Origin of the sequence: Mycobacterium sp. 94-17 (genome assembly GCF_035617725.1) — a bacterium.
Taxonomy (GTDB): Bacteria; Actinomycetota; Actinomycetes; order Mycobacteriales; family Mycobacteriaceae; genus Mycobacterium.
Genome location: NZ_JAPIYN010000016.1, coordinates 93897 through 118243, shown reverse-complemented (window position 1 = coordinate 118243; position 24347 = coordinate 93897). Strand labels below are relative to the sequence as shown.

General features: G+C 69.9%; 21 protein-coding genes. 8 read left to right on the top strand and 13 right to left on the bottom strand.

What is annotated here, in order from left to right:
- Nucleotides 1-66 precede the first annotated feature (66 nt).
- From recN to OQ789_RS18585, 9 genes are all read right to left on the bottom strand, one after another.
- A complete protein-coding gene (gene recN / locus OQ789_RS18625; RefSeq protein WP_324687549.1) occupies nt 67-1833 on the bottom strand; it encodes a DNA repair protein RecN in 1767 nt (588 codons plus the stop codon).
- A 25-nt stretch (nt 1834-1858) separates the two neighbouring features.
- Nucleotides 1859-2785: an NAD kinase gene (locus OQ789_RS18620; protein WP_324687547.1), complete on the bottom strand. Its 927-nt coding sequence runs from the start codon at nt 2783-2785 to the stop codon at nt 1859-1861.
- Complete coding sequence (locus OQ789_RS18615) at nt 2782-3591, bottom strand: TlyA family RNA methyltransferase (RefSeq protein WP_324687545.1); 810 nt, start codon at nt 3589-3591, stop codon at nt 2782-2784. Before OQ789_RS18615 ends, OQ789_RS18620 begins: the two co-directional genes overlap by 4 nt.
- Before the next feature lie 8 nt (nt 3592-3599).
- Complete coding sequence (locus OQ789_RS18610) at nt 3600-3785, bottom strand: hypothetical protein (protein WP_324687544.1); 186 nt, start codon at nt 3783-3785, stop codon at nt 3600-3602.
- 23 nt (nt 3786-3808) lie between these two features.
- Nucleotides 3809-4861 carry an HAD-IIA family hydrolase gene (locus OQ789_RS18605; protein ID WP_324687543.1) on the bottom strand — a complete coding sequence of 351 codons (1053 nt, stop codon included), beginning with the start codon at nt 4859-4861 and terminating at the stop codon, nt 3809-3811.
- Nucleotides 4861-5661 (bottom strand): tetratricopeptide repeat protein, encoded by an 801-nt coding sequence (locus tag OQ789_RS18600; RefSeq protein WP_324687542.1) that lies wholly within the window; start codon nt 5659-5661, stop codon nt 4861-4863. The genes OQ789_RS18605 and OQ789_RS18600 overlap by 1 nt, the downstream gene beginning before the upstream one ends.
- Before the next feature lie 22 nt (nt 5662-5683).
- Complete coding sequence (locus OQ789_RS18595) at nt 5684-6007, bottom strand: DUF732 domain-containing protein (protein WP_324687577.1); 324 nt, start codon at nt 6005-6007, stop codon at nt 5684-5686.
- Between the two features lie 137 nt (nt 6008-6144).
- Nucleotides 6145-7416: a tyrosine--tRNA ligase gene (tyrS, locus tag OQ789_RS18590; protein ID WP_324687540.1), complete on the bottom strand. Its 1272-nt coding sequence runs from the start codon at nt 7414-7416 to the stop codon at nt 6145-6147.
- Between the two features lie 33 nt (nt 7417-7449).
- A complete protein-coding gene (locus OQ789_RS18585; protein ID WP_324687575.1) occupies nt 7450-8073 on the bottom strand; it encodes a DNA-3-methyladenine glycosylase in 624 nt (207 codons plus the stop codon).
- A 127-nt stretch (nt 8074-8200) separates the two neighbouring features.
- Here OQ789_RS18585 and OQ789_RS18580 point away from each other — a divergent pair, with 127 nt between their 5' ends.
- The 4 genes from OQ789_RS18580 to OQ789_RS18565 all read left to right on the top strand — a co-directional run bounded on the left by OQ789_RS18580 (nt 8201) and on the right by OQ789_RS18565 (nt 11896).
- Nucleotides 8201-9478, top strand: a complete 1278-nt coding sequence (locus tag OQ789_RS18580; protein ID WP_324687539.1) for an ammonium transporter — start codon at nt 8201-8203, stop codon at nt 9476-9478.
- Nucleotides 9479-9700: 222 nt separating this feature from the next.
- Nucleotides 9701-10465 (top strand): ABC transporter ATP-binding protein, encoded by a 765-nt coding sequence (locus OQ789_RS18575; protein WP_324687538.1) that lies wholly within the window; start codon nt 9701-9703, stop codon nt 10463-10465.
- A complete protein-coding gene (locus OQ789_RS18570) occupies nt 10399-11217 on the top strand; it encodes an ABC transporter permease (protein WP_324687537.1) in 819 nt (272 codons plus the stop codon). Before OQ789_RS18575 ends, OQ789_RS18570 begins: the two co-directional genes overlap by 67 nt.
- A 55-nt stretch (nt 11218-11272) precedes the next feature.
- On the top strand, nt 11273-11896 hold the full coding sequence (locus OQ789_RS18565) for a TetR family transcriptional regulator (RefSeq protein ID WP_324687536.1): 624 nt from the start codon (nt 11273-11275) through the stop codon (nt 11894-11896).
- Here OQ789_RS18565 and OQ789_RS18560 read toward each other — a convergent pair.
- Together OQ789_RS18560 and OQ789_RS18555 are read right to left on the bottom strand one after the other, a co-directional pair.
- Nucleotides 11862-12077, bottom strand: a complete 216-nt coding sequence (locus OQ789_RS18560) for a Trm112 family protein (RefSeq protein ID WP_324687535.1) — start codon at nt 12075-12077, stop codon at nt 11862-11864. The genes OQ789_RS18565 and OQ789_RS18560 overlap by 35 nt on opposite strands.
- Nucleotides 12074-15058, bottom strand: a complete 2985-nt coding sequence (locus OQ789_RS18555; RefSeq protein ID WP_324687534.1) for an acyl-CoA synthetase — start codon at nt 15056-15058, stop codon at nt 12074-12076. The genes OQ789_RS18560 and OQ789_RS18555 overlap by 4 nt, the downstream gene beginning before the upstream one ends.
- A 567-nt stretch (nt 15059-15625) precedes the next feature.
- Here OQ789_RS18555 and OQ789_RS18550 point away from each other — a divergent pair.
- The 4 genes from OQ789_RS18550 (at nt 15626) to OQ789_RS18535 (ending at nt 20069) form a co-directional block, all read left to right on the top strand.
- Nucleotides 15626-15934, top strand: coding sequence for a hypothetical protein (locus tag OQ789_RS18550; protein WP_324687533.1), 309 nt, complete (start codon nt 15626-15628; stop codon nt 15932-15934).
- A 125-nt stretch (nt 15935-16059) separates the two neighbouring features.
- A complete protein-coding gene (locus OQ789_RS18545; RefSeq protein ID WP_324687532.1) occupies nt 16060-16902 on the top strand; it encodes an SDR family oxidoreductase in 843 nt (280 codons plus the stop codon).
- Nucleotides 16903-16998: 96 nt separating this feature from the next.
- Entirely contained in the window at nt 16999-18780 is a 1782-nt protein-coding gene (locus tag OQ789_RS18540; RefSeq protein WP_324687531.1) for an ABC-F family ATP-binding cassette domain-containing protein, read from the top strand.
- A gap of 5 nt (nt 18781-18785) precedes the next feature.
- Nucleotides 18786-20069: a cytochrome P450 gene (locus OQ789_RS18535; protein WP_324687573.1), complete on the top strand. Its 1284-nt coding sequence runs from the start codon at nt 18786-18788 to the stop codon at nt 20067-20069.
- On the opposite strand, the gene OQ789_RS18530 is transcribed toward OQ789_RS18535, so the two are convergent.
- Together OQ789_RS18530 and OQ789_RS18525 are read right to left on the bottom strand one after the other, a co-directional pair.
- Entirely contained in the window at nt 20052-21113 is a 1062-nt protein-coding gene (locus OQ789_RS18530) for a type III polyketide synthase (protein ID WP_324687529.1), read from the bottom strand. The genes OQ789_RS18535 and OQ789_RS18530 overlap by 18 nt on opposite strands.
- A 154-nt stretch (nt 21114-21267) precedes the next feature.
- Entirely contained in the window at nt 21268-24345 is a 3078-nt protein-coding gene (locus OQ789_RS18525; protein WP_324687528.1) for a type I polyketide synthase, read from the bottom strand.
- Nucleotides 24346-24347 lie beyond the last annotated feature (2 nt).

Genomic DNA, 24347 nt, shown 5'->3' with positions numbered 1-24347 from the left:
CGGCTCGATGACGAGATCGGTGCGATTTGACGGCATCGCGTCGACGTTCGCGGCCGAATCCGGAGGTTAGATCTGGTCCTTCTGCGCCGCATCAAGCAGTTCGCGGGCGTGCGCGCGGCCGCTGTCGGATTCGCCCAGCCCGGCCAGCATCCGCGCCAGCTCGGCCACCCGCTCGGCGTCGGCGACCCGACGCACCACGCTGGTCCCCTTGGGTCCGGCCCCATGCACCACCAGGTGCACGTCGGCGTACGCGGCAACCTGCGGCAGGTGCGTGACCACGATGACCTGGTGGGTGCGCGCCAACCGCGCCAACCGTCGCCCGATCTGCACCGCCGCCCGGCCCCCCACGCCGGCGTCGACCTCGTCGAACACCATGGTGGTACCCACCGTCTCCTTGCGCGAGGCGGCCAGCACCACTTCCAGCGCCAGCATCACCCGGGACAGCTCGCCCCCCGAGGCGCTCTTGGCCAGCGGCAGCTGATCCATGCCGCGGTGCGCGGCGAAGCCGAACTCCACCTGGTCGACGCCGTCGGCGCCGGCGCGGGCCAGCTCCCCCGAGGGCAGCCTCAGCGCGCCCCCGTCGTCGGGGCCCGCTACGGCGTCCGGCCTGGTATCCAAGGTCACGTCGATGCTGAACTGTGCGTCGGCCATCGCCAGGCCGGACAGCTCCGCGGTGACCTCCTTGGCGAGCCGCTTGGCAGCCTTGCGCCGGATGGTGCTCAGATCGATTGCGGCCCGGGCTAATTCACCCGCCAGCTCGTCGACGCGCGCCGCCAGCGCGGCCAGCCCTTCCTCGGACACGTCGAGTTGGGCCAGGCGTTCCCGCGACTGGCGGGCCCAGGCGAGCACACCGTCGATGTCGGCGGCGTATTTACGTGTCAGCGTGCGCAATTCGGCTTGCCGGGCCAGCTTCGATTCCAGCGCGCTGGCGTCGACGGGCAGCTCCTCGAGGAAGCCGCCCAGCTCGTGCGCCGCGTCGGCCACCACCGCCAGCACCTCGCCGAGCTGGCCGGCCAACGCCGCCAGCTTCGCGTCGCCCGTCGCTTCCAGTGCGGTCCTTGCCCTGCCCAGGCTCTCGGTCGCGCTGAACCCGTCCGCCTCATCCGAGGACAGGGCCGCGCGGGCGGCGGCCGCGGCCTCGCGCAGGCTGTCCAGCTCCGAGAGCCGGAGGATCTCGGCGACCAGGGCGTCGTCCTCGCCGGGTTGTGGCTCTACCACGTCGATCTCGTTGAGGGCGAAGGTCAGCCGGTCGGCCTCGAGCGCCAGCTCGCGCATCCGGTTGCGACGGTCTATCAGGTCGCGCCGCGCTGACAGCCAGGCGTCGCGCAGTTTGCAGTAGCGCTCCAGGGCCGGGCCGGCCTTCGCGTACCGGTCGAGCGCGCCGCACTGCTCCTCGGGCCGCATGAGCCGCAGCTGATCGTTCTGCCCGTGCAGGGTCAGCAGCCCGGCGGTGAAGTCGCCCAGCGACTTGGCCGGCACGCTGCGGCCGCCGAGGTAGGCGCGCGACGGTCCGTCACGGCTGACCGAGCGCAGCGCGATCACGCTGCCGTCCTCGTCGCGTTCGGCGCCCGACCCGTCGAGCATGCCGTCCAGCTTCACAATCATGGCCTCGTCGAGATCGGTTGTGGTGAAACGGCCTTCGACGATCGCCCGCTCGGACCCGGATCGCACCCGGGTTGCGTCGGCGCGGGCACCGCCGAGCAGCTGCAGGCCGGTCACCACCATCGTCTTGCCGGTACCGGTCTCGCCGGTCAACACGGTCAGGCCGCGGCCGAACTCCCCCACCGCGGCGCTGATGGCACCGAGTGACTCGATGCGAATCTCGGTCAGCATTCCGTCAGCACCCGCGCCAAGGCCGTCAGTTCCCGCGCCACCCGGTCACCGGCAACCGGAATTTGCGCACCAGCCGGTCGGTGAACGGGGCGCTGTCCAGCCGGGCCCATTTCACCGGTGTGTCGCAACGTTTCACCTCCAGCCGGCTGCCCGCCGGGACCAGCATTTCGCGCCGGCCGTCACAGAACACCAGCGCGTCATGGCCGTCGGCCTCGATCTCGATGGCGATGGTGGCGTCCGGGCTGGTGACCATGGGGCGGCCGAACAGCGCGTGAGCGTTGTTGGGTACCACCAGGATTGCCTCGAGGTCCGGCCACAACACCGGTCCGCCGGCCGAGAAGGCGTAGGCGGTGGATCCGGTGGGCGTCGACACCAGCACCCCGTCACAGCCGAACGCCGACACCGGGCGCCCGTCGATCTCGAGCACCACCCCGAGCACGCCGAGGCGGGGGCCCTTTTCCAGGCTGACTTCGTTCAGCGCCCAACCATGGACGTCGCCGCCGCCGTGGCGCACGGTCACGTCGAGCGTCAACCGGATTTCCACCCGATAATCCTGGGCGACAACATGATCCAGCACTTGATCGATGGCCTCGGCCTCGGCCTCGGCCATGAAGCCGATGCGGCCCAGGTTGACGCCGAGCACCGGGATATCGGCGTTGCGGGCCAGCTCGGCGGCCCGCAGGAACGTGCCGTCGCCGCCCAGCGCCAGCACCAGCTCGCAGCCGTCGGCCGCCTGTGGGTCGGCGTTGACCACGTCGATCTCGACGCCCAGCGCGCGCATGTCGTCGGGATCCAGATGCAGCGGCCCCCGGTCGACCGCCTCGGCGGACAGCACACGAAGCCCGAGCCCGTTGTCGCCCAGCACTTTCTGCACGCGCCGTGCGGTCTCGGTGGCCTCGTCGCGGCCGGTGTGAACCACCATCAGCACCGTGCGCGGAGCGTGTTCGTTCATCGCGGCCCGCTTTCCACCGCGCGCCGCACCGCCGTCGCCAGCTCCTCGCCCGCGAGCGGCCGATCGGTCCGGGCGCGCAGCCGCAGAAAGTACTCGACATTGCCCGACGGACCGGGCAGCGGGCTGGCGGTGACGTCGACGGTGTGCCAGCCCAGCTCGGCCGCGCGGCCGGCGACCGACAGCACGGCGTCGGCGCGCAGGCGCACGTCGTGCACCACGCCCCCGGCGCCGACCAGGCCCCTGCCCACCTCAAACTGCGGCTTCACCATGGGAACGATATCCGCGTCCGGCCGGGCGCATCCAGCCAGCGCCGGCAACACCGTGCACAGCGAAATGAACGACAGGTCGGCCACCACCAGGTCCGCCGGCCCGCCGATCGCCTCTGGCGTGAGATCGCGAACGTTCGTCCGCTCGACGACGCGCACCCGCGCGTCGCTGCGCAGCGACCACGCCAGCTGGCCGTACCCGACGTCCACCGCGACCACCTCTGTGCCGCCGCGATCCAGCAGGACTTCGGTGAAGCCGCCCGTGGACGCGCCGGCGTCCAGGCAGCGACGGCCCGCGACCGAAATGCCGAAAGCGTCGAGCGCCCCGATGAGTTTGTGCGCCCCGCGCGAGACCCAGCCGCGCTCGCCGTCCCCGGCGACGGTCAGCGCCGCGGTGACGGCGACGGCGGTCCCCGGTTTGCGCGCGGGCATCCCGTCGATGCTGACCTTTCCCGCGCCGATCAATTCCGCGGCCTGCTGACGGGACCGGGCCAGGCCGCGCCGGACCAGCTCGGCGTCAACGCGGGCGCGTCGCGACATCCGCGCACTCAGCCCTTCTCCGCCGACTCCAGCGCGGCCAGCAGCACGTCGTGCGCCTCGGACAGGCGGCGTGCTATCTCTTCGAGCTCGTCGAGGGAGGGCGCCTTCTCGGGGTCGTCACCGTCGCCGGGTTGGGGCAGCCGGGCGAGCAAAGCGTCGATTTCAGCGCGAATCTCATCGGGATCGATAGTCATCGCGTTCCTACGCTAGTCACCCGTCAGTCGGTGCGCATCAAAGACCAGCGTTGCAGCGCGGCGCGCGCCCGGTCGTCGGCGGCCTCGATGGCGACCGGTTGCCCGCCGGAGTCGGAGTCGGAGTCGGAGTCGGAGACGCTGTACACCGCCGCGGCGGCCGCCCGAACGATCGACAGCCCGTCCCCGTCGTCCTCGTCGTCCGACCCGCTGACCGTGACCGTCGTTTCGGCGACGTCGACGCGCCAGCCCGGCTGCGGCCCGACGGCCAGCCGCTCGCCGTCCTGATGCAGCGAGCGCAGGTCGTGGCCGATATAGGTGGGTCGCTGAGCGGGCTTGGCGTACACCGCGTCTCGCGCGGAATTGACCCCGCTGAGCACCATCAGGCTGGGCAGCCCGGCGGCGTTGGCGCCCTCGATGTCGGTGTCGAGCCGGTCCCCGATCACCAACGTCGCGCGAAAGTCGCCGCGGGCCGCGGCATCCCGCAGCAATCCGGGGGCCGGTTTGCCCGCGACGCGGGGCTCGCCGCCGGTCGCCGCCCGCAGCGCGGCGACGAATGATCCGTTGCCGGGCAGCAGCCCGCGCTCGGTGGGCAGGGTCACGTCGACGTTGGCCGCCACCCACAACGCTCCGGCGGTGATGGCCAGCGCCGCCTCGGCCAGATCCGGCCACGCGACGGTCAACGACAGGCCCTGCACCACCGCGGCCGGGCCGTCGTCGAAGCTGCGCACCGGGCGCAGTCCGGCGGCGCTGACCTCGTCGGCCAGGGCGTCGGTGCCCACGATCAGCACCGCCGACCCCGGCGCCAACTCATCGGCCAGCAGCCGGGCCGCGCTCTGCGCGCTGGTGGCGACGTCGCCGGCGGTGGCGGTGAAGCCCAGATCGGTGAGGTGTGCGGCAACCTCGTCGGCGCTGCGCGAGGCGTTGTTGGTGACGAAGACCGTCCGCCCCCGCACCTCACCCAGCGCCTGCACCGCGCCCTCGGTGGGTCGACGGCCGCGAAACGCCGTGCCATCCAGATCGATCAGCAGGCAGTCATATTGCTGCGCAAGGGTTTTCGCGTCATCCGAAGCCGTCATCAGCCGAGTTCACTGACCCGGTCTTCGGCGTCGGTGACACCGTCGACGTCGGCGGCCGCGGAGTGCAGGAACCACTGCAGCGCCTCGTCACCGCGGCCGAGCGCCAACAGCGTGTCCGCGTAGGCGTAGAACAATCGTGCCGCGGTGGTGCCGGTGCGGCCGGGATCCAGTTGGGGCGTGGACAACACGGTGAGCGCCTGTTCGAGCTGGCCTAGATCCGCGCGGGCACCGGCCGCGACGATGCGCAACTCGTCGGCGTCGTCACCGGACAGCTCGGCGGCCTCCGGCCCGCGCGCGAGTTCGATCGCCCGCTCCGGACGGCCAAGTCCCCGTTCGCAATCGGCGATCAGGGCCAGCAGCGACGACTTGCTGCCCATCCTGCGCGCCGCGCGCAACTCCGCGAGTGCCTGCGACCAGTCACCGCAGTGGTACGCGGCGATGCCGACCGCCTCGCGAATGGTGGCGATCCGGCTGGACCGGGCCCGCGCCGCCCGGGCATGGCCCAGGGCGGCCTCGGGGTCTTCGTCGAGCAGTTCGCCCGCGGCCACCAGGTGGCGCGCCACCGCGTCGGCGGTGGCGCGGTCCAGCGTGCTCAGTTCCCGGCGCACCTCGGGAGCCAGCTGCTTGGCCTCCACCCCGGCCGGTATCGGCGGCCCGTCCCGCGGCGCCCGACCGGCCTGGGCATCGCGGCGCGGCGCGCTCTGCGGCTGGGCCGGCCGGGCCCGGCCGGGACCCGACCAGCCGCCGGCTGCCGGGCGCCCCCGTCGCTCGCCGCGCTGTCGTTGCCTGTCGTCGACCACGCAGCCGAGAATACGGGCAGCCCTAGCTTTGCAGCCGGTTGCCCAGCAGCGGCGCGACCACCGCCGGACAGAACGTGGCGATCGCGACGATGGTGAACCTGCCCGCCATCTCGTACGACATCCCGTTGCCCTCGGCCATCCTGGAGGCCACCTCGTCGAACGACCCGCCCGGCTCGAACAGCATCGGGCACACGGACTGGCCCATCGCCATGGTGGTCGTCGGCTGGGTGTAGGTGATCCCGGCGTTGGTCAGCGCCGCCAGGAAGGCGTTGCCGAGCATGTCGGCGCGGATCGGCGCCGACAGGGCCGCGGCCAGCGCCACCACGCCGGCGATCACCCCCAGCATCCGCAGGACGGTCAACCGCACGCGCGTCGCGAGAATCACCGTGACAACAGTGGTCGGGCAGGGTCACGTCAACGACACGGGGCGGTAAAGATCTGTGTACGCGCGCGTTTCGCGGCGGCCGGCCCGCCCCGGACCGGCTAAAGCCTTTCGACGCCGGCGACGGTGCGTTTGCCGCGGCGCAGCACCAGCCATCTGCCGTGCAGGAAGTCCGACGGTTGCGGCGCCCAGTCCTCGCCCTCGATGCGGACGTTGTTGACCGAGACCCCGCCCTCGCCGAGGGTGCGCCGGGCGGCCTTCCTGCTCTCGGACAGGCCGCTGGCGACCAGCAGGTCGACGATCCCGTCGGGGCCGCCGGGTTTGAGCTCGGCGACCGTGGTCTCGCGCAGCGCCGCCGCCAGCGTCGCCTCGTCGAGGCGATCCAGTTCGCCCTGCCCGAACAGCGCCCGGCTGGCGTGTTCGACGGCCTTGGTGGCCGCATCGCCGTGCACCAGCACGGTCAGTTCGCGCGCCAGCCGCCGCTGGCCAGCGCGCTGCTGGGGGCGCTCGGCCGTGGCCCGTTCCAGCTCGCCGAGCTCGTCGGCGGTCAAGAAGGTGAACCAGCGCAGGTACCGGATCACGTCGGCGTCCGCGGTGTTGAAGAAGTACTGGTACCAGGCGTAGGGCGTGGTCAGATCGGGGTCCAGCCACAGGCTGCCGCCGCCGGTGGACTTGCCGAACTTGGTGCCGTCGGCGGCGGTCACCAGCGGCACAGTCAGCGCGTGCACCGAGGCGCCCAGCTGCTGGCGCACCAGCCGCACGCCGGCGATGATGTTTCCCCACTGATCGGATCCGCCGATCTGCAGGGTGCAGCCGAACCGCCGGTGCAGCTCGACGTAGTCGTTGGCCTGCAACAGCATGTAGCTGAACTCGGTGTAGGAGATGCCGTCGCTTTCCAGCCGCCGCCGCACGGTGTCGCGGTCCAGCATGACGTTGACCGAGAAGTGCTTGCCCACGTCGCGCAGGAACTCGATCGCCGACATGGGGCGGGTCCAGTCCAGGTTGTTGACGACGACGGCGCCGGTCGGTGAGTCGTCGAAGTCGACGAAGCGTCGCAGCTGCCCGCCGATCCGCTCGGTCCACTGCGCGACGGTGTCCGCCTCGTTGAGGGTGCGCTCGCCGACGTCACGCGGGTCGCCGATCATTCCGGTGGCCCCGCCGGCGAGCACGATCGGGCGGTGGCCGGCGCGCTGGAACCGGCGCAACGCCAGCAGGGGCACCAGATGCCCGGCGTGCAGGCTGGGCGCGGTGGGGTCGAAGCCGGCGTACACCGTCATCGGCGCGCGCCGGGCCTCGGCGGTCAGCGCATCGAGGTCGGTGGACTGCGCGATCAGCCCGCGCCAGCCCAACTCGTCGATGATCATGTCGCCCATGATCCAGGATCCTCCCACCCGAGATCGGTTCGGTCAGTCGCTGGCGCCCGGCGCCGCCGCGCGGGGACTGCGGCGGTACGCCGAAACCTCCGGGCGGCCGGGCAGCCACAACCGCCACGGCCGGTCGGCGGCCTGGCTGACGCCGACCCGCGGTCCGGACGCCGCGGTGAGCGCTCCGTGCAGTTCGAGGGTCACCGGGCCGTCGCGCGCGAAGAGGTCGATGCCGTTGTCGTCCATGGTGATTCCCATAGCGGCGCACAGGTTGCCCGGACCGCGCGCCAGGGCGGCGGTGTGCACTAACTCGCCGCGGCGGGCGCGCGCGACATCGGCGCCGTCCTCGACGGCGACCGCGCGCAGCAGGACGGCGGCGGCGGTGCCGTCGGGTCCGCAGGAGACGTTGGCGCAGACGTGGATGCCGTGGCTGCGGTAGGTGTAGAGCCGCCCGGGGGGGCCGAACATCACTTCGTTGCGCTCACGCAGGCCCTTGTACGAGTGCGCCGCGGCGTCGGGCCAGGGACCGTCCGGCACTCCCCCGTAGGCCTCGACCTCGACGACTATCCCGCGCACACCCCGGGCGGTGAGTGTGGCGCCCAGTAGCCGGCGCGCGGCCTCGACCGGGTCGACCAACAGCCGGGCCGCGGCCGTGCCGTCGCGCAGTCGTCCTCGGGACTCGGCCACATCAAATCCTGATCCTCGTTTTTGAACCCAACGAACGTACCGGCAGGCCGGACGTGGCAGTATCCCGGTGTCCTGTGACCCCGGGCCGCGACGAGGAGCCCAGCTCATGCATGCGATCGATCCCGCCGCCACCGCGTGGCTGCTCGCCAGCACCGCGCTGGTCTTGCTGATGACCCCCGGCCTGGCGATCTTTTACGGCGGCATGGTCCGCACTACCGGAGTGCTCAACATGATGATGATGAGCTTCATCTCCATACCGCTGGTGACGGTGGCGTGGCTCTTGGTCGGCTACACCATCGCGTTCTCCGAGGACGGCATCGGGGGCCTCGCCGGCAACCTCAGGCATTTCGGGATGCTCGGCATCACCCCCGACACCGCCCACGGCACGGTCCCCGAACTGCTGTTTGCCACGTTCCAGTTGACGTTCGCGATCATCACGGCCGCGCTGGTCAGCGGCGCGATCGCCGACCGCGCCAAGTTCGCCGCGTGGATGGTATTCGTGCCGCTGTGGACCATTGTGGTGTATTCGATTGTCGCGCACTGGGTTTGGGGGTCTGGCGGTTGGCTGTCGAAGCTGGGCGTCCTCGATTACGCGGGTGGGCTGGTCGTCGAGATCGTGTCCGGGTCTTCGGCCCTGGCACTGGCGCTGGTGCTCGGTCCGCGCATCGGTTTCAAGAAGGATGCGATGCGCCCGCACAACCTGCCGTTGCTGTTCGTCGGCGTCGGGCTGCTGTGGTTCGGCTGGTTCGGCTTCAACGCCGGTTCGGCCTTGGCCGCCAACGGAACCGCCGCGGCAATCTTCCTCAACACGCTCGTCGCCGGATGCCTGGGCATGCTCGGCTGGCTCGCGGTCGAACAGATCCGCGACGGCAGGCCCACCACGTTCGGTGCGGCGTCGGGTGTGGTGGCCGGCCTGGTCGCGATCACCCCGTCCTGCGGGACCGTCAACACGCTCGGCGCGACGGTCGTCGGGCTGGCGGCGGGCGTCGTGTGCGCGTTCGCGGTGGGTGCGAAATTGCGCTTCAACTATGACGATTCGCTTGACGTGGTGGGCGTACACTTCGTCGGCGGTGTGGTGGGGGTGTCGTTGATCGGCTTGTTCGCGACGGCGGTCATGACGGCGGGCCCGCGGGGCCTGTTCTATGGGGGCGGCTTCGGCCAGCTGGGCAAGCAGGCGCTCGCGATCGTGGTCGTCGGGCTCTATGCGTTCGTCACGACGTTCGTGCTGGCGCAGGTCATCGATCGGTTGATCGGGTTCCGGGTCAGCGCCGAAGACGAGACCACCGGTGTCGATCTCACCCAGCACGCCGAAACCGCGTATGCCGAAGGCGTGCACGGACATCTGCCGCAGCGCCGCCCGGCCACCGGCGAGCGCTTCAACTAGGCCCTTCGGCCCGCGTCGGCGTTCCGCAGCGCGCCCGAGCCGCGTTCCCGCAGCGCGCCCGAGCCGCACGAGGACCGCCGCCCCGGCCACACTGTGATTCTCGTGCGCGCTAGCACCGGTGCTAGCGCCCCCGTAACGCACCTAATGGTCGGCCGGCCGCGTCAGGTGCTCCGTAGTGGACAGCCCTTGACACGCCCACACAGGCGGACGATTATTCATCGCATGATGAGTTCATCGAGTGATGAATTAATTGCGGATCCTCACGAGCCGGCGGTGCGCATCGATCGCCTGCGCGTGATCCGCGGCAAACGCCCGGCCCTGCATGACTTCTCCGTACAGATCGCCGCGGGCAGCATCACCGGCCTGCTCGGTCCGTCCGGCTGCGGCAAGACCACGCTCATCCGCTGCATCGTCGGCACCCAGATCCTCTCCGGGGGCACCGTCACCGTGCTCGGCAAGGAGGCCGGCAGCGCCGAACTGCGCCACCGCGTCGGTTACCTGCCGCAGGACCCGACCATCTACTACGACCTGCGGGTCGTGGACAACGTGCGCTATTTCGCGGCGCTGTACGGCGTCGACGGCCAGGCCGCCGACGCCGCCATCGAGCGCGTCGGGCTGACCGATCACCGGACCGCCTTGTGCGCCAACCTCTCCGGCGGTCAGCGCACCCGGGTATCGCTGGCCTGCGCGCTGGTCTGCCGGCCCGACCTGCTGGTGCTCGACGAGCCCACCGTCGGCCTGGACCCGGTGCTGCGCGCGGACCTCTGGGAGCAGTTCACCGAACTGGCCCGCACGGGCACCACACTGCTGGTCTCCAGCCATGTGATGGACGAGGCCGACCACTGCGGCGACCTGCTGCTGATGCGCGACGGCCGGCTGGTCGCCCACACAACACCGACCCGACTGCGAGAGGACACCGGATGCACGTCACTGGAGGACGCGTTTCTGTCCATCATCAAGCGCGGCACCATGCGCGAAGCGGGCTGAGTCTGCACGGCTACACCGCGACCACCGCGCGAATCCTGCGCCAGCTGGTCGGCGACCACCGCAGCGTCGCGATGATCCTGGTGGTGCCGGTCCTGGTGATCAGCCTGATGTACTTCATGTTTCAGAACGCCCCGCACCGCCCCGGCGCGCCGACACCGTTCAACGGCGCGTGCCTGATTCTGCTGGGCCTGTTCCCGCTGTTCGTGATGTTCATCATCACGGCGATCACCATGCAGCGCGAACGCGCTTCCGGGACACTCGAGCGCATCCTGACCACGCCGCTGCGCCGCCTGGATCTGCTGATTGCGTACGGCACCGCCTTCTCCATCGCCGCTGCGGCGCAAGCGATTCTGGCCTGCATCGTGGCATTCTGGCTGCTGGGTTTCGACACGGCCGGCAGCCCCGCGTGGGTGTTCGTGATCGCGATCGTCAACGCCGTGCTGGGTGTGGGCCTGGGTCTGCTGTGTAGTGCGTTCGCCCGCACCGAGTTTCAGGCCGTGCAGTTCATCCCGCTGGTGATGGTGCCGCAGCTGCTGCTGGCCGGCATCATCGTGCCGCGCGCGCTGATGCCGCACTGGCTGCAGTGGATCAGCAACGTGCTGCCGGCCAGCTACGCGCTGGAGGCGCTGCAACAGGTGGGCGCGCATTCGGAACTGACGTCTATCGCGGTGCGCGACATCGTAGTGGTGCTGGGCTTCGCGTTGGCGGCGCTGTGCCTGGCGGCGGCGACACTGCGCCGGCAGACGTCCTAGTGGCGATCGCAAGCGCGGCGCAGCCGGGCGCAGCGGGCCGCCACGGAGGGTTCTAGTGGCGATCGCAAGCGCGGGCCGGCGGCGGAGGGGGCGGCCGGCCGGGAACTCGGACACCCGCGACCGCATCCTGGACAACGCGCGGCAGCTGTTTGCGCGCAACGGGATTCGGAATACTTCGATTCGCGCGGTGGCCGCGGCGGCCGGGGTGGATTCGGCGCTGGTGCATCACTACTTCGGCACCAAGGAGAAGCTGTTCGCCGCGGCCGTGCACATCCCGGTCGACCCGATGGCTGTCATCGGCCCGTTGCGCGAGGTGCCGGTCGACGAACTCGGCTACCGGATACCGTCAATGTTGTTGCCGCTGTGGGATTCCGAGATCGGCACGGCGTTCATCGCCTCACTGCGGTCGATTTTGGCCGGCGAAGAGGTCAACCTGTTCCGGACGTTCATCGAGGACGTCATCGCCGTGGAAGTCGCTGCGCGCGTGGACAACCCACCGGGCAGCGGTATCGTCCGGATCCAGTTCGTCGCGTCGCAGCTGGTGGGCGTGGTGATGGCGCGCTACATCCTGCAGTTGGAGCCGTTCGCGTCGCTGCCGCCCGAACGGATCGCGCAGACCATCGCGCCGAACCTGCAGCGCTACCTCACCGGGGATCTGCCGGACGGGCTTGCTCCATGAGCCGGGCGTGCTCCTCGTCGCCGACGTCGCGGGCCTCGTCGATGAGCAGCACCGGGATGCCGTCCTCGATGCGGTAGGCGCGGCGCAGCCGCGGGTTGTAGAGCAGTTCGGACCCGACCAGGACCAGCGGGCCCCGGTCCTGCGGGCACACCAGGATGGCCAGCAGCGCATCCTCGATCATGACCGCGCTCCGGCCAGCTCGGAACGGATCCCACTGGTCAGGCGGCGGTACTGGTTGGCGTCGACGTCGAAGTACCAGACGTGGCGCCCGGCCTTGGGAATGCCCGCCGCCCGCAGGGCGCTGACGGTGGGCCGGAACGTCGCGCTCAGGTTCATCTCCGGCACCACGCACACGATGTCGGGTCCCAGGCCGATCGGCAGCTTGGCGAAGGCCTCGGTCAGGTCGGCCGCGGTGATGGAGGCCCCGGGCAGCAGCGTCACCGCGGACGCCGCCACCTCGTGGTCGCCCACCGGCACGTTGTAGGTCACCGCGAGGTCGACACCGTTGATGCAGCCCAGCGCATCGGTGACCGGCTCGGCGAACACCAGGCCGCGCGCGGTACGCACCACCGAGCCGCGCCGGCCCGCCAGCCAGAAGTCGCCGTCGTCGTCGCGGTAGAACAGGTACTCGGTCGAGATCCAGGTGTCGCCGGGGGCGAAGACGCCGCGCTTGACCGAGGCGCTCGGATCGATCGGGCCGTTGGAGGCGGCGAGCAGCAGCCCGACCTGGTTGGGTGCGGCGATCTGCACGAAGCCGCGTTCGTTCTCCAGGATCAGGTCGTGCTCGACGTCGTAGGCGGCCAGCTCGATGCGCCCGGCACCCGGGAGGGGGCGGCCCTTGCTGCCGAGCTTGGCGCCGGAGACGTTGGCCAGCACCGCCTGCCCGTCCGTGGTGGCGAAGAACTCGACGACGTGGGCGGGCGCGAACGCCTCGACCACGCGCCCCCACAGCCCGGTCGGCATCCCGGAGCCGATGAACAGCCGCACCGGGTGGTTGCCCGCCAGCACGAACGCGGGATCGTTGACGATCTCGTGCAGCAAGGCCCAGGTGTAGGACACCACGGTGACGCCGTACTGACGCACCTCCTGGACGAATCGATCCCGGTCCAGGCCGCGGGACAGGGCGATGCGCGCGCCGCCGACCACCGCGCCGCCCAGGCTGACCAGCAGCGCCGACTCGTGGTGCAAGGGGGTCAGGCAGTAGACGGTGTCGCGCCGGTCCAGCGCGGCGGTCGACGCGGTACCGAACGCCGACACCGCCCAGCGGTAGTTGGTGATCTGCTTGGCCACCAGCTCGCCGCCCGCCGCGCTGAACGCGATGAACGCCAGATCCCTGGCCAGCCCCGGGTTGGGGCGGTACCACCCGGGCAGCTCGACGGCGTCCGGGTCGATCTGTTCCATGTCGATGACGTCGGAATCCTCGGGCAGGTGCAGATCGCGCGACTCCCCGCCGCCGAGTACGAGGACCTGTTGCAGCCCCTGGCGGTCCGATTCCAGTACCGCGTCCAGGTTGGGCGGGTCGGTGAGCAGTTCGGTCACTCCCCCGAGCCGCACCGATGCCGCCAGGTCGGCGTCGGGCCGCATCACCACGGCGATGGCGCCGAGGCGGGACAGAGCGGCGATGGCCACGAGCGCACTGGGCCGGGTCTCCATCAACACGCCGACCCGGTCGCCCTGCCGCACGCCGACGTCGATCAGGCCGCGCACGACGTTGTTGACCCGCCGGTTCACCGCCTCGTAGGTGTGCACACGGCCGTCGAAGAGCAGGAATTCGCCCTGTGGGGCGTCGTGGGCCTGTTCTTCGATGATGCGGCCCAGCGAAATCCGGGTGTGGTCGTTGATCTGACCCAGGCGGACCAGGCGTGGCAGGGTGCGGGCCGTCTCGACGGCCAAGGTGCGCACCGACTTGTTGGCGGCGACGACGGTGTTGGCCGCGCCCCGGACGATGCCCAGCGCCGCCTCGGAGGCTTCCCCGAGGCCGTGCGCGATCCGGGAGCTCAGCGCGACGCCGCTGTCGGTGTGCTCCTCGGGCTGATCGGCCATCAGGTCGATGCTGCCCGGTTTGTCGCCTCCGGTGGACAGCCATTTCACCCATTCGGCGACGGTCGGCCAGCTCTCCCTGGCCGCCTTGGATCCCACCACAAGGCCGAAATGCCCTGTGCGGATGCGGTATTCGAACACCTCGGCGTTGGGCGCCGCCCTGCGGATGCCGCGCACGGCCGCGGGCTGGCCGATGTCGTCGACCTCGCCGACGAACGCCAGTATCGGACAGGTGATATCGGTGAGCGTCACCAGTTGGCCGTTGACGGAGAAGCCACCGGTCATCATGCGGTTGTGGGCGATGAACTGCTTGAGCAGCTCGGATATCGCGGGGCCCGACCAGGCGATCCAGCCTTCGCGCTCGAGGAATCGGCGCTGCTGCTCACGCGGCAACAGGGCCTCGCGGTCGTGCAGCTGACGCAGGAAGTCGACGCGCGCCTTGGCGGTTTTGAGCGGGTCCATCATCTGAAAACCGGTACGCGCCATCCAGCTTGGAATGTTCAGCCGGGTGAAGACGTGGTCGGCCATGAAGTCGGCGACGGCGGGAGCGAGGTTCGGCGGTAGGCCCATGGGCAGCGCGGCGAGGGTGTCCACCGGCGAGCCGAACGCCACGATGCTGGCCAGGTTCTTCGAGCGGCGGTACGCCGCGACCTGGTAGCACCACATGCCGCCCTGCGAGTAGCCCACCAGGTGCACGTCTTGGCCGGTCGTGTCCCTGACCGTGTCGATCGCCTCGCTGAGCGCGACGATGTGGTCGGCGAGGTTGCGGCGCATGCCGCCCTCGACCTTGTCGGGGGAACCGAAGTCGATGACCCACGGGTCCAGCCCGTCGGCGTGCAGGATTCCCACGGCGCCCTCGTCGCGCGTGACATCCCACATGTCCGCCGACATCATCATCGGGTGCACCATCAGCACCGGCGGCCCGACGGGCGATTGGCCGCGCCGGCTGTCGGGCGGGAAGTACCGACGCAACTTGTACATCGGCACGCTCTCGACGGTCTGGGACGGCGACGGCACACTGCCGGTTTCCAAGCCCCCCAGCCGCAAGACCTCCAGCCCGTTCTGCGCGGTGGCGATCAGCCGCTCGACCGGCCGTGTGACCACCGAAAAATTGAGATCCACTGCTGCTCCCTGAGTCTTGACAGCTTGGACATCATGGCATATCAGGCCAGCTAGAAGGGCGGTGGTTCCGGAAATGGGCGTCCGCCGCCGCACCCCGTTCCACGTCGATGCCCGGCCCCGGAGCACCAACGGCGTTGGGCCGCAAGCCAGGGTCCGTCCGTCGGCCGCGCGACGCTCGACGCTATGCGGTCATGCCGTGGCTTTTACACCGGCCGCAATACTCGTCGTTTGGCCGCCGAGTTTCGTGGATGGCATCGCACGCGGGGCACTGCTGAATGAATTTGTGACTGGGATTCCAGTCGGGATTCATCGATTTTTGTTTCTGGACGAATTTGTTCGCCGAGTTCGGCGGTCCGCTGGACAACATGCTGGTCGATTTCCGTAGTCGGTGATGTTGGCGGTTATCGCCTCCGGTTGATCGATAACCATTCCCCCGCTGCGGCGGGTCAAACCTCGACACGCCATCGGCGAGTGCGATCGACATGGAGTAGCCGTCTACTCTAGCCGCCGAGTTTGCTGCGCCAGAGACTTCGTGGGTCCCCTCTAGTGGAAGGCCAGGTGCCCACCATGACAATCGTTGCAACCACCATCGTCCATCCGAATCCCGGTGTGGCCTGGGACGACGTGCGAAAGCAGCTGAAGCGGGCGCATGAACTCGCCCGGAAGCACGGCGCCGAGAACGTCACGGCGCTCGTCACCATGATCGGGGGTCAGGGAACCAACGCCGTCGGTTTGCTGACGACCGCACAGGACTGGGCCGCCTATGGCCAGGTCCAGCAGAGCCTCAGCGACGACGCGGACTACCAGGCGCTCCTGATTGATGCAGGCCAGATCGCCACCTGGGAGAACTACGTCAGCCAGACCATCGACATGTAAGCCGGTTGACCGACGCGTCGGGCCACCCCCACCTCCAAGGGGTGGCCCGCTCGCGTCGTGGCCCTCGCACGGCGAGCCGGCCGCACATGGTGTTCGGACCCTGCGCGGCCGCCTATCCTTCGCTCATGGTGTCGAGCTTGTCGGGCAAAGTCGCATTCATCACCGGCGGTGCTTCGGGCATCGGCGCCGCGCTGGCCACCAAGTTGGTCGAGGGCGGCGCGGAGGTCTGGCTCGCCGACCGCCAGCTCGGCGCGGCGCAGGAGCTGGCGCAACGCTTGAGCAGCGACGACACCAAGGCCCACGCCATCGAGCTCGACGTCCGCAGCTATCCGGCGTTCGAGGAGGCGGTCGCCGAGGCGGTGCGGCGATCCGGGCGGATCGACTACCTGTTCAACAACGCCGGAATCGGCGTCGGCGGGGAGGTCGACTCCTACACCCTCGACGACTGGAACGACGTCCTGGCCGTGAACCTGCACGGGGTGGTGCACGGCATCCAGGCGGTGTATCCGATCATGATCCGCCAGCGCGCGGGCCACATCGTGAACACGGCGTCGATGGCCGGCCTGCTCGCCGGTTCGGGCATGGCGAGCTACACCGCCTCCAAGCATGCCGTCGTCGCGCTGTCGAGGGCGCTGCGGCTGGAGGCCGAGCGCCACAACGTCAAGGTGTCGGTGCTGTGTCCGGGCGCGATCCGGACCCCGATCCTGACCGGCGGCGCATACGGCCGGATGACCAACACCGGCGCCAGCGACGCCGATCTTCTCAGGTTCTGGGAGCCGATGCGGCCGATGGCTGCGGACAAGTTCGCCGTCCGGGTGCTGCGCGCCGTGTCACGCGGGGACGCGATCATCATCGTGCCGGCGTGGTGGAAGGCCCTATGGTACGTGGACCGCCTCTCGACAACCGTCTCGACGCGGGGGGCGCGCCTCACCCTCAAGCGGTTGCGTGAGATGGCTTCCCACACTTAGTCATTCACCGCAGCGACGTTGTCTCTGACGACGGTACTGCGCAGCGCGGGCGGCGCTGGTGTCTGTTGCCGTCGAACACGCGCTAGGGTCGGCCCGGTGGCGCACCTACTTGGAGCCGAGGCCGTACACCTCGAATATCCGACCCAGGTGGTCTTCGAGTCGATCACGGTCGGGGTCAACGACGGCGCGCGCATCGGCATCGTCGGGCGCAACGGCGACGGCAAATCCAGCCTGCTGGGGCTGCTGACCGGTCTGCAACGGCCCGACTCGGGACGGGTCACCCGGCGCAGCGGGCTGCGGGTCGGCGCGCTGAGCCAGACCGACAACCTGGACCCGAACCGCAGCGTGGGCCACACGCTGGTCGGCGACGCGGCTGAACACCAATGGGCCGGCGACGCGCGAGTCCGCGATGTGGTAGCCGGTCTGGTATCCGACATCGGTTGGGAAGCAACGGTTTCCACGCTGTCCGGCGGACAGCGCCGTCGGGTGCAGCTGGCCAGGCTGCTGGTCGGCGAGTGGGACGTGGTCGCACTCGACGAGCCCACCAACCACCTCGACATCGAGGGCATCACCTGGCTGGCCGGCCATCTGACCCAACGCTGGGCGCGCAACACCGGCGGGCTGCTGCTGGTGACCCACGACCGGTGGTTCCTCGACGAGGTCGCCACCACGACGTGGGAGGTGCACGACGGGATCGTCGAACCGTTCGACGGCGGCTACGCGGCCTACGTGCTGCAGCGGGTCGAGCGCGACCGGATGGCCGCCGCCTCCGAGGCCAAGCGGCAGAACCTGATGCGTAAGGAGTTGGCGTGGCTGCGCCGCGGGGCGCCGGCGCGGACCTCCAAGCCCAAGTTCCGGATCGAGGCGGCCAACCAGCTGATCGCCGACGTGCCGCCGCTGCGCAACGCGGTCGAGCTGGCCAAGCTGGCCACCGCCCGGCTGGGCAAGGACGTCATCGACCTGCTCGACGTGTCGGTCTCGTTCGGGGGCCGCCCCGTGCTGCGCGACGTCGAGTGGCGGATCGCCCCGGGGGAACGCACCGGCATCGTCGGGGCCAACGGCGCGGGGAAGTCGACCCTGCTCGGGTTGATCGCCGGCACCATCGCGCCGGACGCGGGTCGGGTCAAGTGCGGCAAGACCGTTCGGCTGGCGGTGCTCGACCAGCAGGGCGATGCGCTGGCCGCGCTCAGCGGTGATCGCATCGCCGATGTGCTGGGCAGGCTGCGCAGCGAGTACCAGGTTGACGGCCGCGACATCACGCCGACCCAGCTGCTGGAGCGACTCGGTTTCGCGCGCGGGCAGCTCTCCGCGCGCGTCGACGATCTTTCCGGCGGCCAGCGGCGGCGGCTGCAGCTGATGCTCACGTTGCTCTCCGAGCCCAACGTGTTGCTGCTCGACGAGCCGACCAACGACGTCGACACCGACATGCTCACCGCCACAGAGGATCTGCTGGATTCCTGGGCGGGCACGCTGATCGTTGTCTCGCACGATCGCTACCTGCTCGAACGGGTCACCGATCAGCAGTACGCGATTCTGGACGGTCGGTTGCGGCACCTGCCCGGCGGTGTCGACGAGTATCTGCGGCTGGCGGCCCTCCGGGCCGATGGGGCGAGGACCCTGCCCACTGGGCCTCCTTCCGCCGAGCGCCAAGCGACGTCCGGCGCACAACGCCGCGCAGCGGAAAAGGAGCTGGCGTCCATCGATCGTCAGCTGGCACGCTTCGCCGACCGGATCAAGAACAAGCACATCGAACTCGCGGAACATGACCAATCGGACCATGTCGGCGTCGCCCGGCTCACCCAGGAGCTGCGCGCGCTCGAAGACGGGGTCGCCGCGACGGAGGGCCGCTGGCTGGAACTCTCGGAGCAACTCGAATGAAGCCGGTGCGCTACCCGCCGGGTGAAGCGTTACTCGCGTTGTATCGGCGGCGGGGTCCGGTGATCAATTCCGGGGTGGGCCATTACGGCTACATCTACCTGCTCGGGGCCGAGGCGAACAAGTTCGTGTTCGCCAATGCCGACGCATTTAGCTGGCGGGAGACGTTCGGAAACCTTGCACTCGTCGACGGGCCCACCGCTCTGATCGTCAGCGACGGCGATGACCATCGGCGCCGCCGCAGCGTCGTGGCGCCCGGGCTGCGTCACCGACAGATCCAGGATTACGTGACCACCATGGTGTCCAGCGTCGACGCCGTGATTGACGGCTGGCGGTCCGGCCAGCGGTTAGACATCTACCAACAGTGCCGTGCCGCGGTGCGGCGCAGCACCGTGGAGAGCTTGTTCGGCCGGCGCCTGGCCGTCCACTCCGACTTTCTCGGAGAGCAACTGCAGCCGTTGCTCGACCTGACGCACCAGCTGCCACAGGTGATGCAGCTGCAGCAGCGGATCAACGCACCGGGTTGGCGACGGGCGATGATCGCCCGCGAACGTATCGACAACCTCATCGACGCCCAGATCGCCCACGCGCGAGCTGCACCCGGCCCCGACGACAATATGTTGACCATGCTGATCAATGGCCGCGACGAAGAAGGCTATGCATTGAGCGACAACGAGATTCGTGATGCCGTCGTTTCGCTTATCACCGCCGGCTACGAGACCACCAGCGGCGCCCTGGCCTGGGCGATTTACGCGCTGCTGTCGCAGCCGGAAGCGTGGGACACTGCCGCCGACGAAGTGAATCGCGTACTTGCCGGCAAGCCACCGACCGCAGCCGACCTGAGCGCCTTGACCTACCTCAACGGTGTCGTGCACGAAACCCTTCGCCTGTACCCGCCGGGGGTGATCTCCGCGCGCAGGGTAAAGCGTGACCTCTGGTTCGACGGGCGCCGCATCCAATCGGGGCGGTTGTTGATCTTCAGCCCCTACGTCACTCACCGGCTTCCCGAAATATGGCCTCGGCCAACGCAGTTTCGCCCGCAGCGCTGGGATCCCGATTCTGCTGAGTACCGCAAACCCGCGCCTCACGAGTTCATTCCGTTCAGTGCCGGGTTGCACCGCTGCGTGGGAGCCGTGCTGGCCACCACTGAGATGACGGCCATGCTTGCGCGGCTGCTCGCCAGAACCCGACTGCGGTTAGCCGCTCAACGCGTACGCGCGGCGAACCTGGCCGCGCTGCGGCCCAAGCCCGGACTGACCGTCGAGGTCACCGACTCAGTGCCAGCGCAGTAACACCAGTTCGGAGCCGAACCCGGGACCCGTCGCGAGTATCAGGCCGGGGCTGCCGCCGCTCGGCGGTTTGGCGATGGTGTCGCGCAGGATGTGCAGCACTGACGCCGACGAGAGGTTGCCGATTTCCCCAAGCGAGCGCCAGGTCAATTCCTGTGCCTCCGAGGGCAATTCGAGGCACTTGGCGATCGTGTTGATCACCTTGGGTCCGCCGGGGTGGGTCACCCACGCGCCGATGTCGTCCTTGGTCAGCCCGTGTCCGGCGAGGAAGCCTTCCACATCGTCGGCCAGGTAGCGGTCGATGACCTCGGGCAGTTCCGGGGACATCGCCGGCTGCATGCCGTCCGAGCCGATGTGCCAGCCCATGATGTGCAACGACTCGGGGTACAGCCGGCTGTGTGAATCCACGATGTCGGGCCCGGCGGGTTTCAGCTGCTTGGCGCGACGGTCGCCGACGGTGACCACCGCGGCGGCGCCGTCGCCGAACATGGCCGTGCCGACCAGTCCCGACACCGTCGGCCTCACCGTCGGGAAGGTCAGCGAGCACAGTTCCACCGACACCAGGACGGCGACGCCGTCGGGCGCACCGCGCAGGTAGTCGTGCAGCCGGCCGACGCCGGCGGCCCCGGCCGCGCAACCCAGCCCGAACAGCGGAACGCGGCGCACGTCGGGGCGCAGCCCGAGGCGCCCGACGATGCGGGCATCCAGCGACGGCACCGCGATGCCGGTGACCGTCGTGGTGGCGATCATGTCGATGTCGCGCGGTTGCAGCCCGGCCTCGTCGAGGGCGCCCCGCACCGCGTCGCAGCCCAGCTCCACGGCTTTGTCGATGAAGATCTCGTTGGTCGCGCCGAAGTCGGTCAGCTCGTGGTATCGCTCGAGGGGCAGCACGAAGTGGCGGCCGTTGACCTTCGCGGCGGCGTGCAGACGCCGGACCACACCTTCGTGTTCCTGCAACGCGGGGAGTTGTACCAGCTGGTCGGTGATTTCGCGCTGGCTGTACCGATGTGGGGGCAACGCGCCGAATACACCCGCAATGACGCTCATGTTCTATCCTCTTGATTGCCAAAGAGCATAAGCGCTCCCCGTGCTGCGGAAAGTTTATGCGCTTCTGTGTGGTGGTGCAAAAGTGTTGCGTATTCAACACATGTCTTATTGGGTCCACGCCGCGGTCGCGTAATCGGTTCCACCAGTACCGAATTCAGCATCCGGCCTCGTCCTCGTCCGTCGACCCGAGCGCCATCGCGATCAAGGCTTCGGGGCTCAACGAGTCGATGTCGTCACCACCGACATGCGGCTCGGTGACTGGCTTTTCGGGTGTTCCGGCGAGCAGGAGAAGCTGCTCCAGCAATCCCGTTCTGCGCAGCTCGCGCACCGGGATCGTGCGCAGCGCCGACCAGATCTTGTCCTCCTCCGATTCGCCCGGCTCCTCGTGCAGCAGCAGCGCGCGGAGGTGCTCGGCCAGCGCGTCCGGCGTGGGGTAGTCGAAGATCAGCGTTCGCGACAAGGCCAAGCCGGTATGACTGGTGAGGCGGTTGCGCAGCTCGATTCCGGTCATCGAATCGAAGCCGAGGTCGCCGAAGGCGCGGTCGTGGTCGATGGCGTGGCCGCCCGGATGCCCCGACACCGCCGCCGCATGCGCGCAGACCAGCCCGACCAGCTCCCGATGCTGGTCGCCGGGCGCCAGACCGTGCAGCCGCTGCGCTAGGTCGGGTGTTCGGGCGGCCGTGGCGGGTGGCGCCCCCGTCGCGTCGGCACCCAGCCAAAACCGTTGCCGGGCAAAGCCGTACGTCGGCAACTCGACCCGTCGCGCGCTCAGGCCGGCGAACACGCCCGCCCAGTCCGGATCGAGGCCGCGGGTGACCAACCGGCCGACCGCGCCCAGCAGCGATTCCGTCTCCGGCCGGTCCTCGGCCATGGTGGGCACCGCAACGGCCCGCTCGTCGCGCAGCGACTGATCCACCGCCGCCGTCAGCGCGGCACCCGGGCCCAGTTCCAGGAAGATCCCGGCGCCAGCCGACTCGGCGGCGCGCACGCCGTCGAAGAAGCGCACCGGCGCATCGACATGCGCCGCCCAGTACCGCGGCGACCCGTACCCGGCGCCGGCCGGCCGCCCGGTCACGTTCGACACCAGCCCGATGCGCGGCGTCCCCACCTCGATGCCGGCCACCGCCGCGGCGAACTCCGCGACCATCGGCTGCATCAGCGGCGAATGAAACGCGTGCGACACCGCCAGCCGGTGCACGCGCCGGCCCTCGCGCGCCAGCCGGTCCGCCAGCGCTTCCACCGGCGCCTGCACACCGGAAAGCACCACCGCCGCGGGCCCGTTGACCGCCGCGATGCTCACACCGTCGTCGAGCAGACCGGTCACGTCGGCCTCACCGGCGCCGACGGCAATCATCACCCCGCCGGACGGCAGGGCCGCCATCAACCGTCCCCGAGCCGCCACGACCGCCGCCGCATCGGCGAGCGAGAGCACTCCGGCGACGCACGCCGCGGCGATCTCGCCCACCGAGTGCCCCATCACCAAATCCGGTGTCACACCGAAGGACCGCCACAGCGCCGCCAGCGCGACGCCGAGCACGAACAGCGCCGGCTGGGCAAACTCGGTGCTGCGCAGCAGTTCCGGGTCCGCGCCCCACATCACCTCGCGCAGCGGCAGCCGCAGATGGGCGTCTACCGCTGCGGCGGCCTCGTCGAAGGCCCGGGTGAACATGTCGAACCGGTCATAGAGCGAGCGGCCCATTCCCAGCCACTGCGACCCCTGTCCGGGAAACACGAAGACCGTCTTGCCCAACGACATCGCCCGGCCCACCGCCACATTCGGTGCTGACTCCCCCGCCGCGAGGGCCGCCAGGCCCCGTGCCAGCGCCCGCCGGTCGCCGCCTGTGATCACCGCGCGGTGCTCGAAGACCGCACGGGTGTCGACCAACGACCAGGCCAGGTCGACCGCGCTCGTCTCGGCCCCCTCGGCCACGTGGGCCGACAACCGTCGCGCCTGGTTGGCCAGCGCCCGCTCGCAGCGCGCGGACAGCACCCACGGCACCGCCACGTCCGGCCCCGGCGGCGGCAGGTCCGGCCCGGCGGGGGCCTGCTCCACGACGAGGTGCGCGTTGGTGCCACCCATTCCGAACGAGGACACCCCGGCGCGCCGCGGCCGGTCCACCGGCTGCCACGGCGTCAGATCGATGTTGACTTGCAGCCCAAGGTGATTGAGGCCGGCCTCGGGACGGTCGTAGTTGAGGCTGGGCGGGATGGCGGCGTGTTCGATCGCGAGGACGGCCTCGAGCAGTCCGGCGATTCCCGCGGCGCTTCCGGCGTGGCCGATATGGGTCTTCACCGACCCCACCCGCACCGGATCGCCTGCGCGCCCGGCGAAGACCTCCCCCAGCGCCCGGACCTCGATCGCGTCGCCGACCTTCGTCCCCGTGCCGTGCGCCTCGACGTAGTCGATGTCGCCACCCGTCAGCCCGGCCTCAGCGAGCGCACGCCGGATCACCTCCGCTTCGCTGCGCGCCGACGGCACGGTCTGGGCGGTCGCGCTGTCCCCGGCGTTGCCGATCGCGCTGCCGCGGATGACCGCGTGGATGCGGTCGCCGTCGCCGAGCGCCGCCGCCAACGGCTTCAGCAGCACCAGTCCGCCGCCCTCACCGCGCACGTAGCCGTCCGCGCGCCCATCGAACGCGTAGGTGTGGCCCGACACCGATACGGCGCCGAATTCCCGTTCCAGCGCAGCCATTTCGTCGGCAAGGTTCAGGTGCACGCCGCCCGCGACCGCGAGCGACGACTGCCCAGTGGCCACACTTTCACAGCCGAAGTGCACCGCCACCAGCGAGGACGACTGGCCGGAGTCGACGGTCAGGCTGGGCCCGTGCCACCCGAACGCATACGAGATGCGGTTGGCGATCATCGTTCGGCTGATGCCCGCGAAGGTGTGGTGGTCCAGGTTGTCGGCAAGGTCGCGCAACGTCAGTGCGGCGTAGTCATCCGTCATCGCCCCGAGGAACACCGAAACCGGTTCTCCCCGCAGCGTTTCGGGCACCAGGTGGGCGTCCTCGAGCAGCTCCCAGGTGAGTTCGAGCGCCAGGCGCTGGCGGGGATCCATCGCGCACGCCTCACGCGGCGACAAGTTGAAGAAGTCGGCGTCGAATTCGGCTGCTTCCCCGGCGAACTGGGTTGCCTCTCCCCCCTCGCGGAGCAGACGCCAGAACGCGGCGGGGCCGGCCGCGGCCGGGAACCTGCATGCCAGCCCGATGATCGCTACGTCTGTCGCCGGCAAGG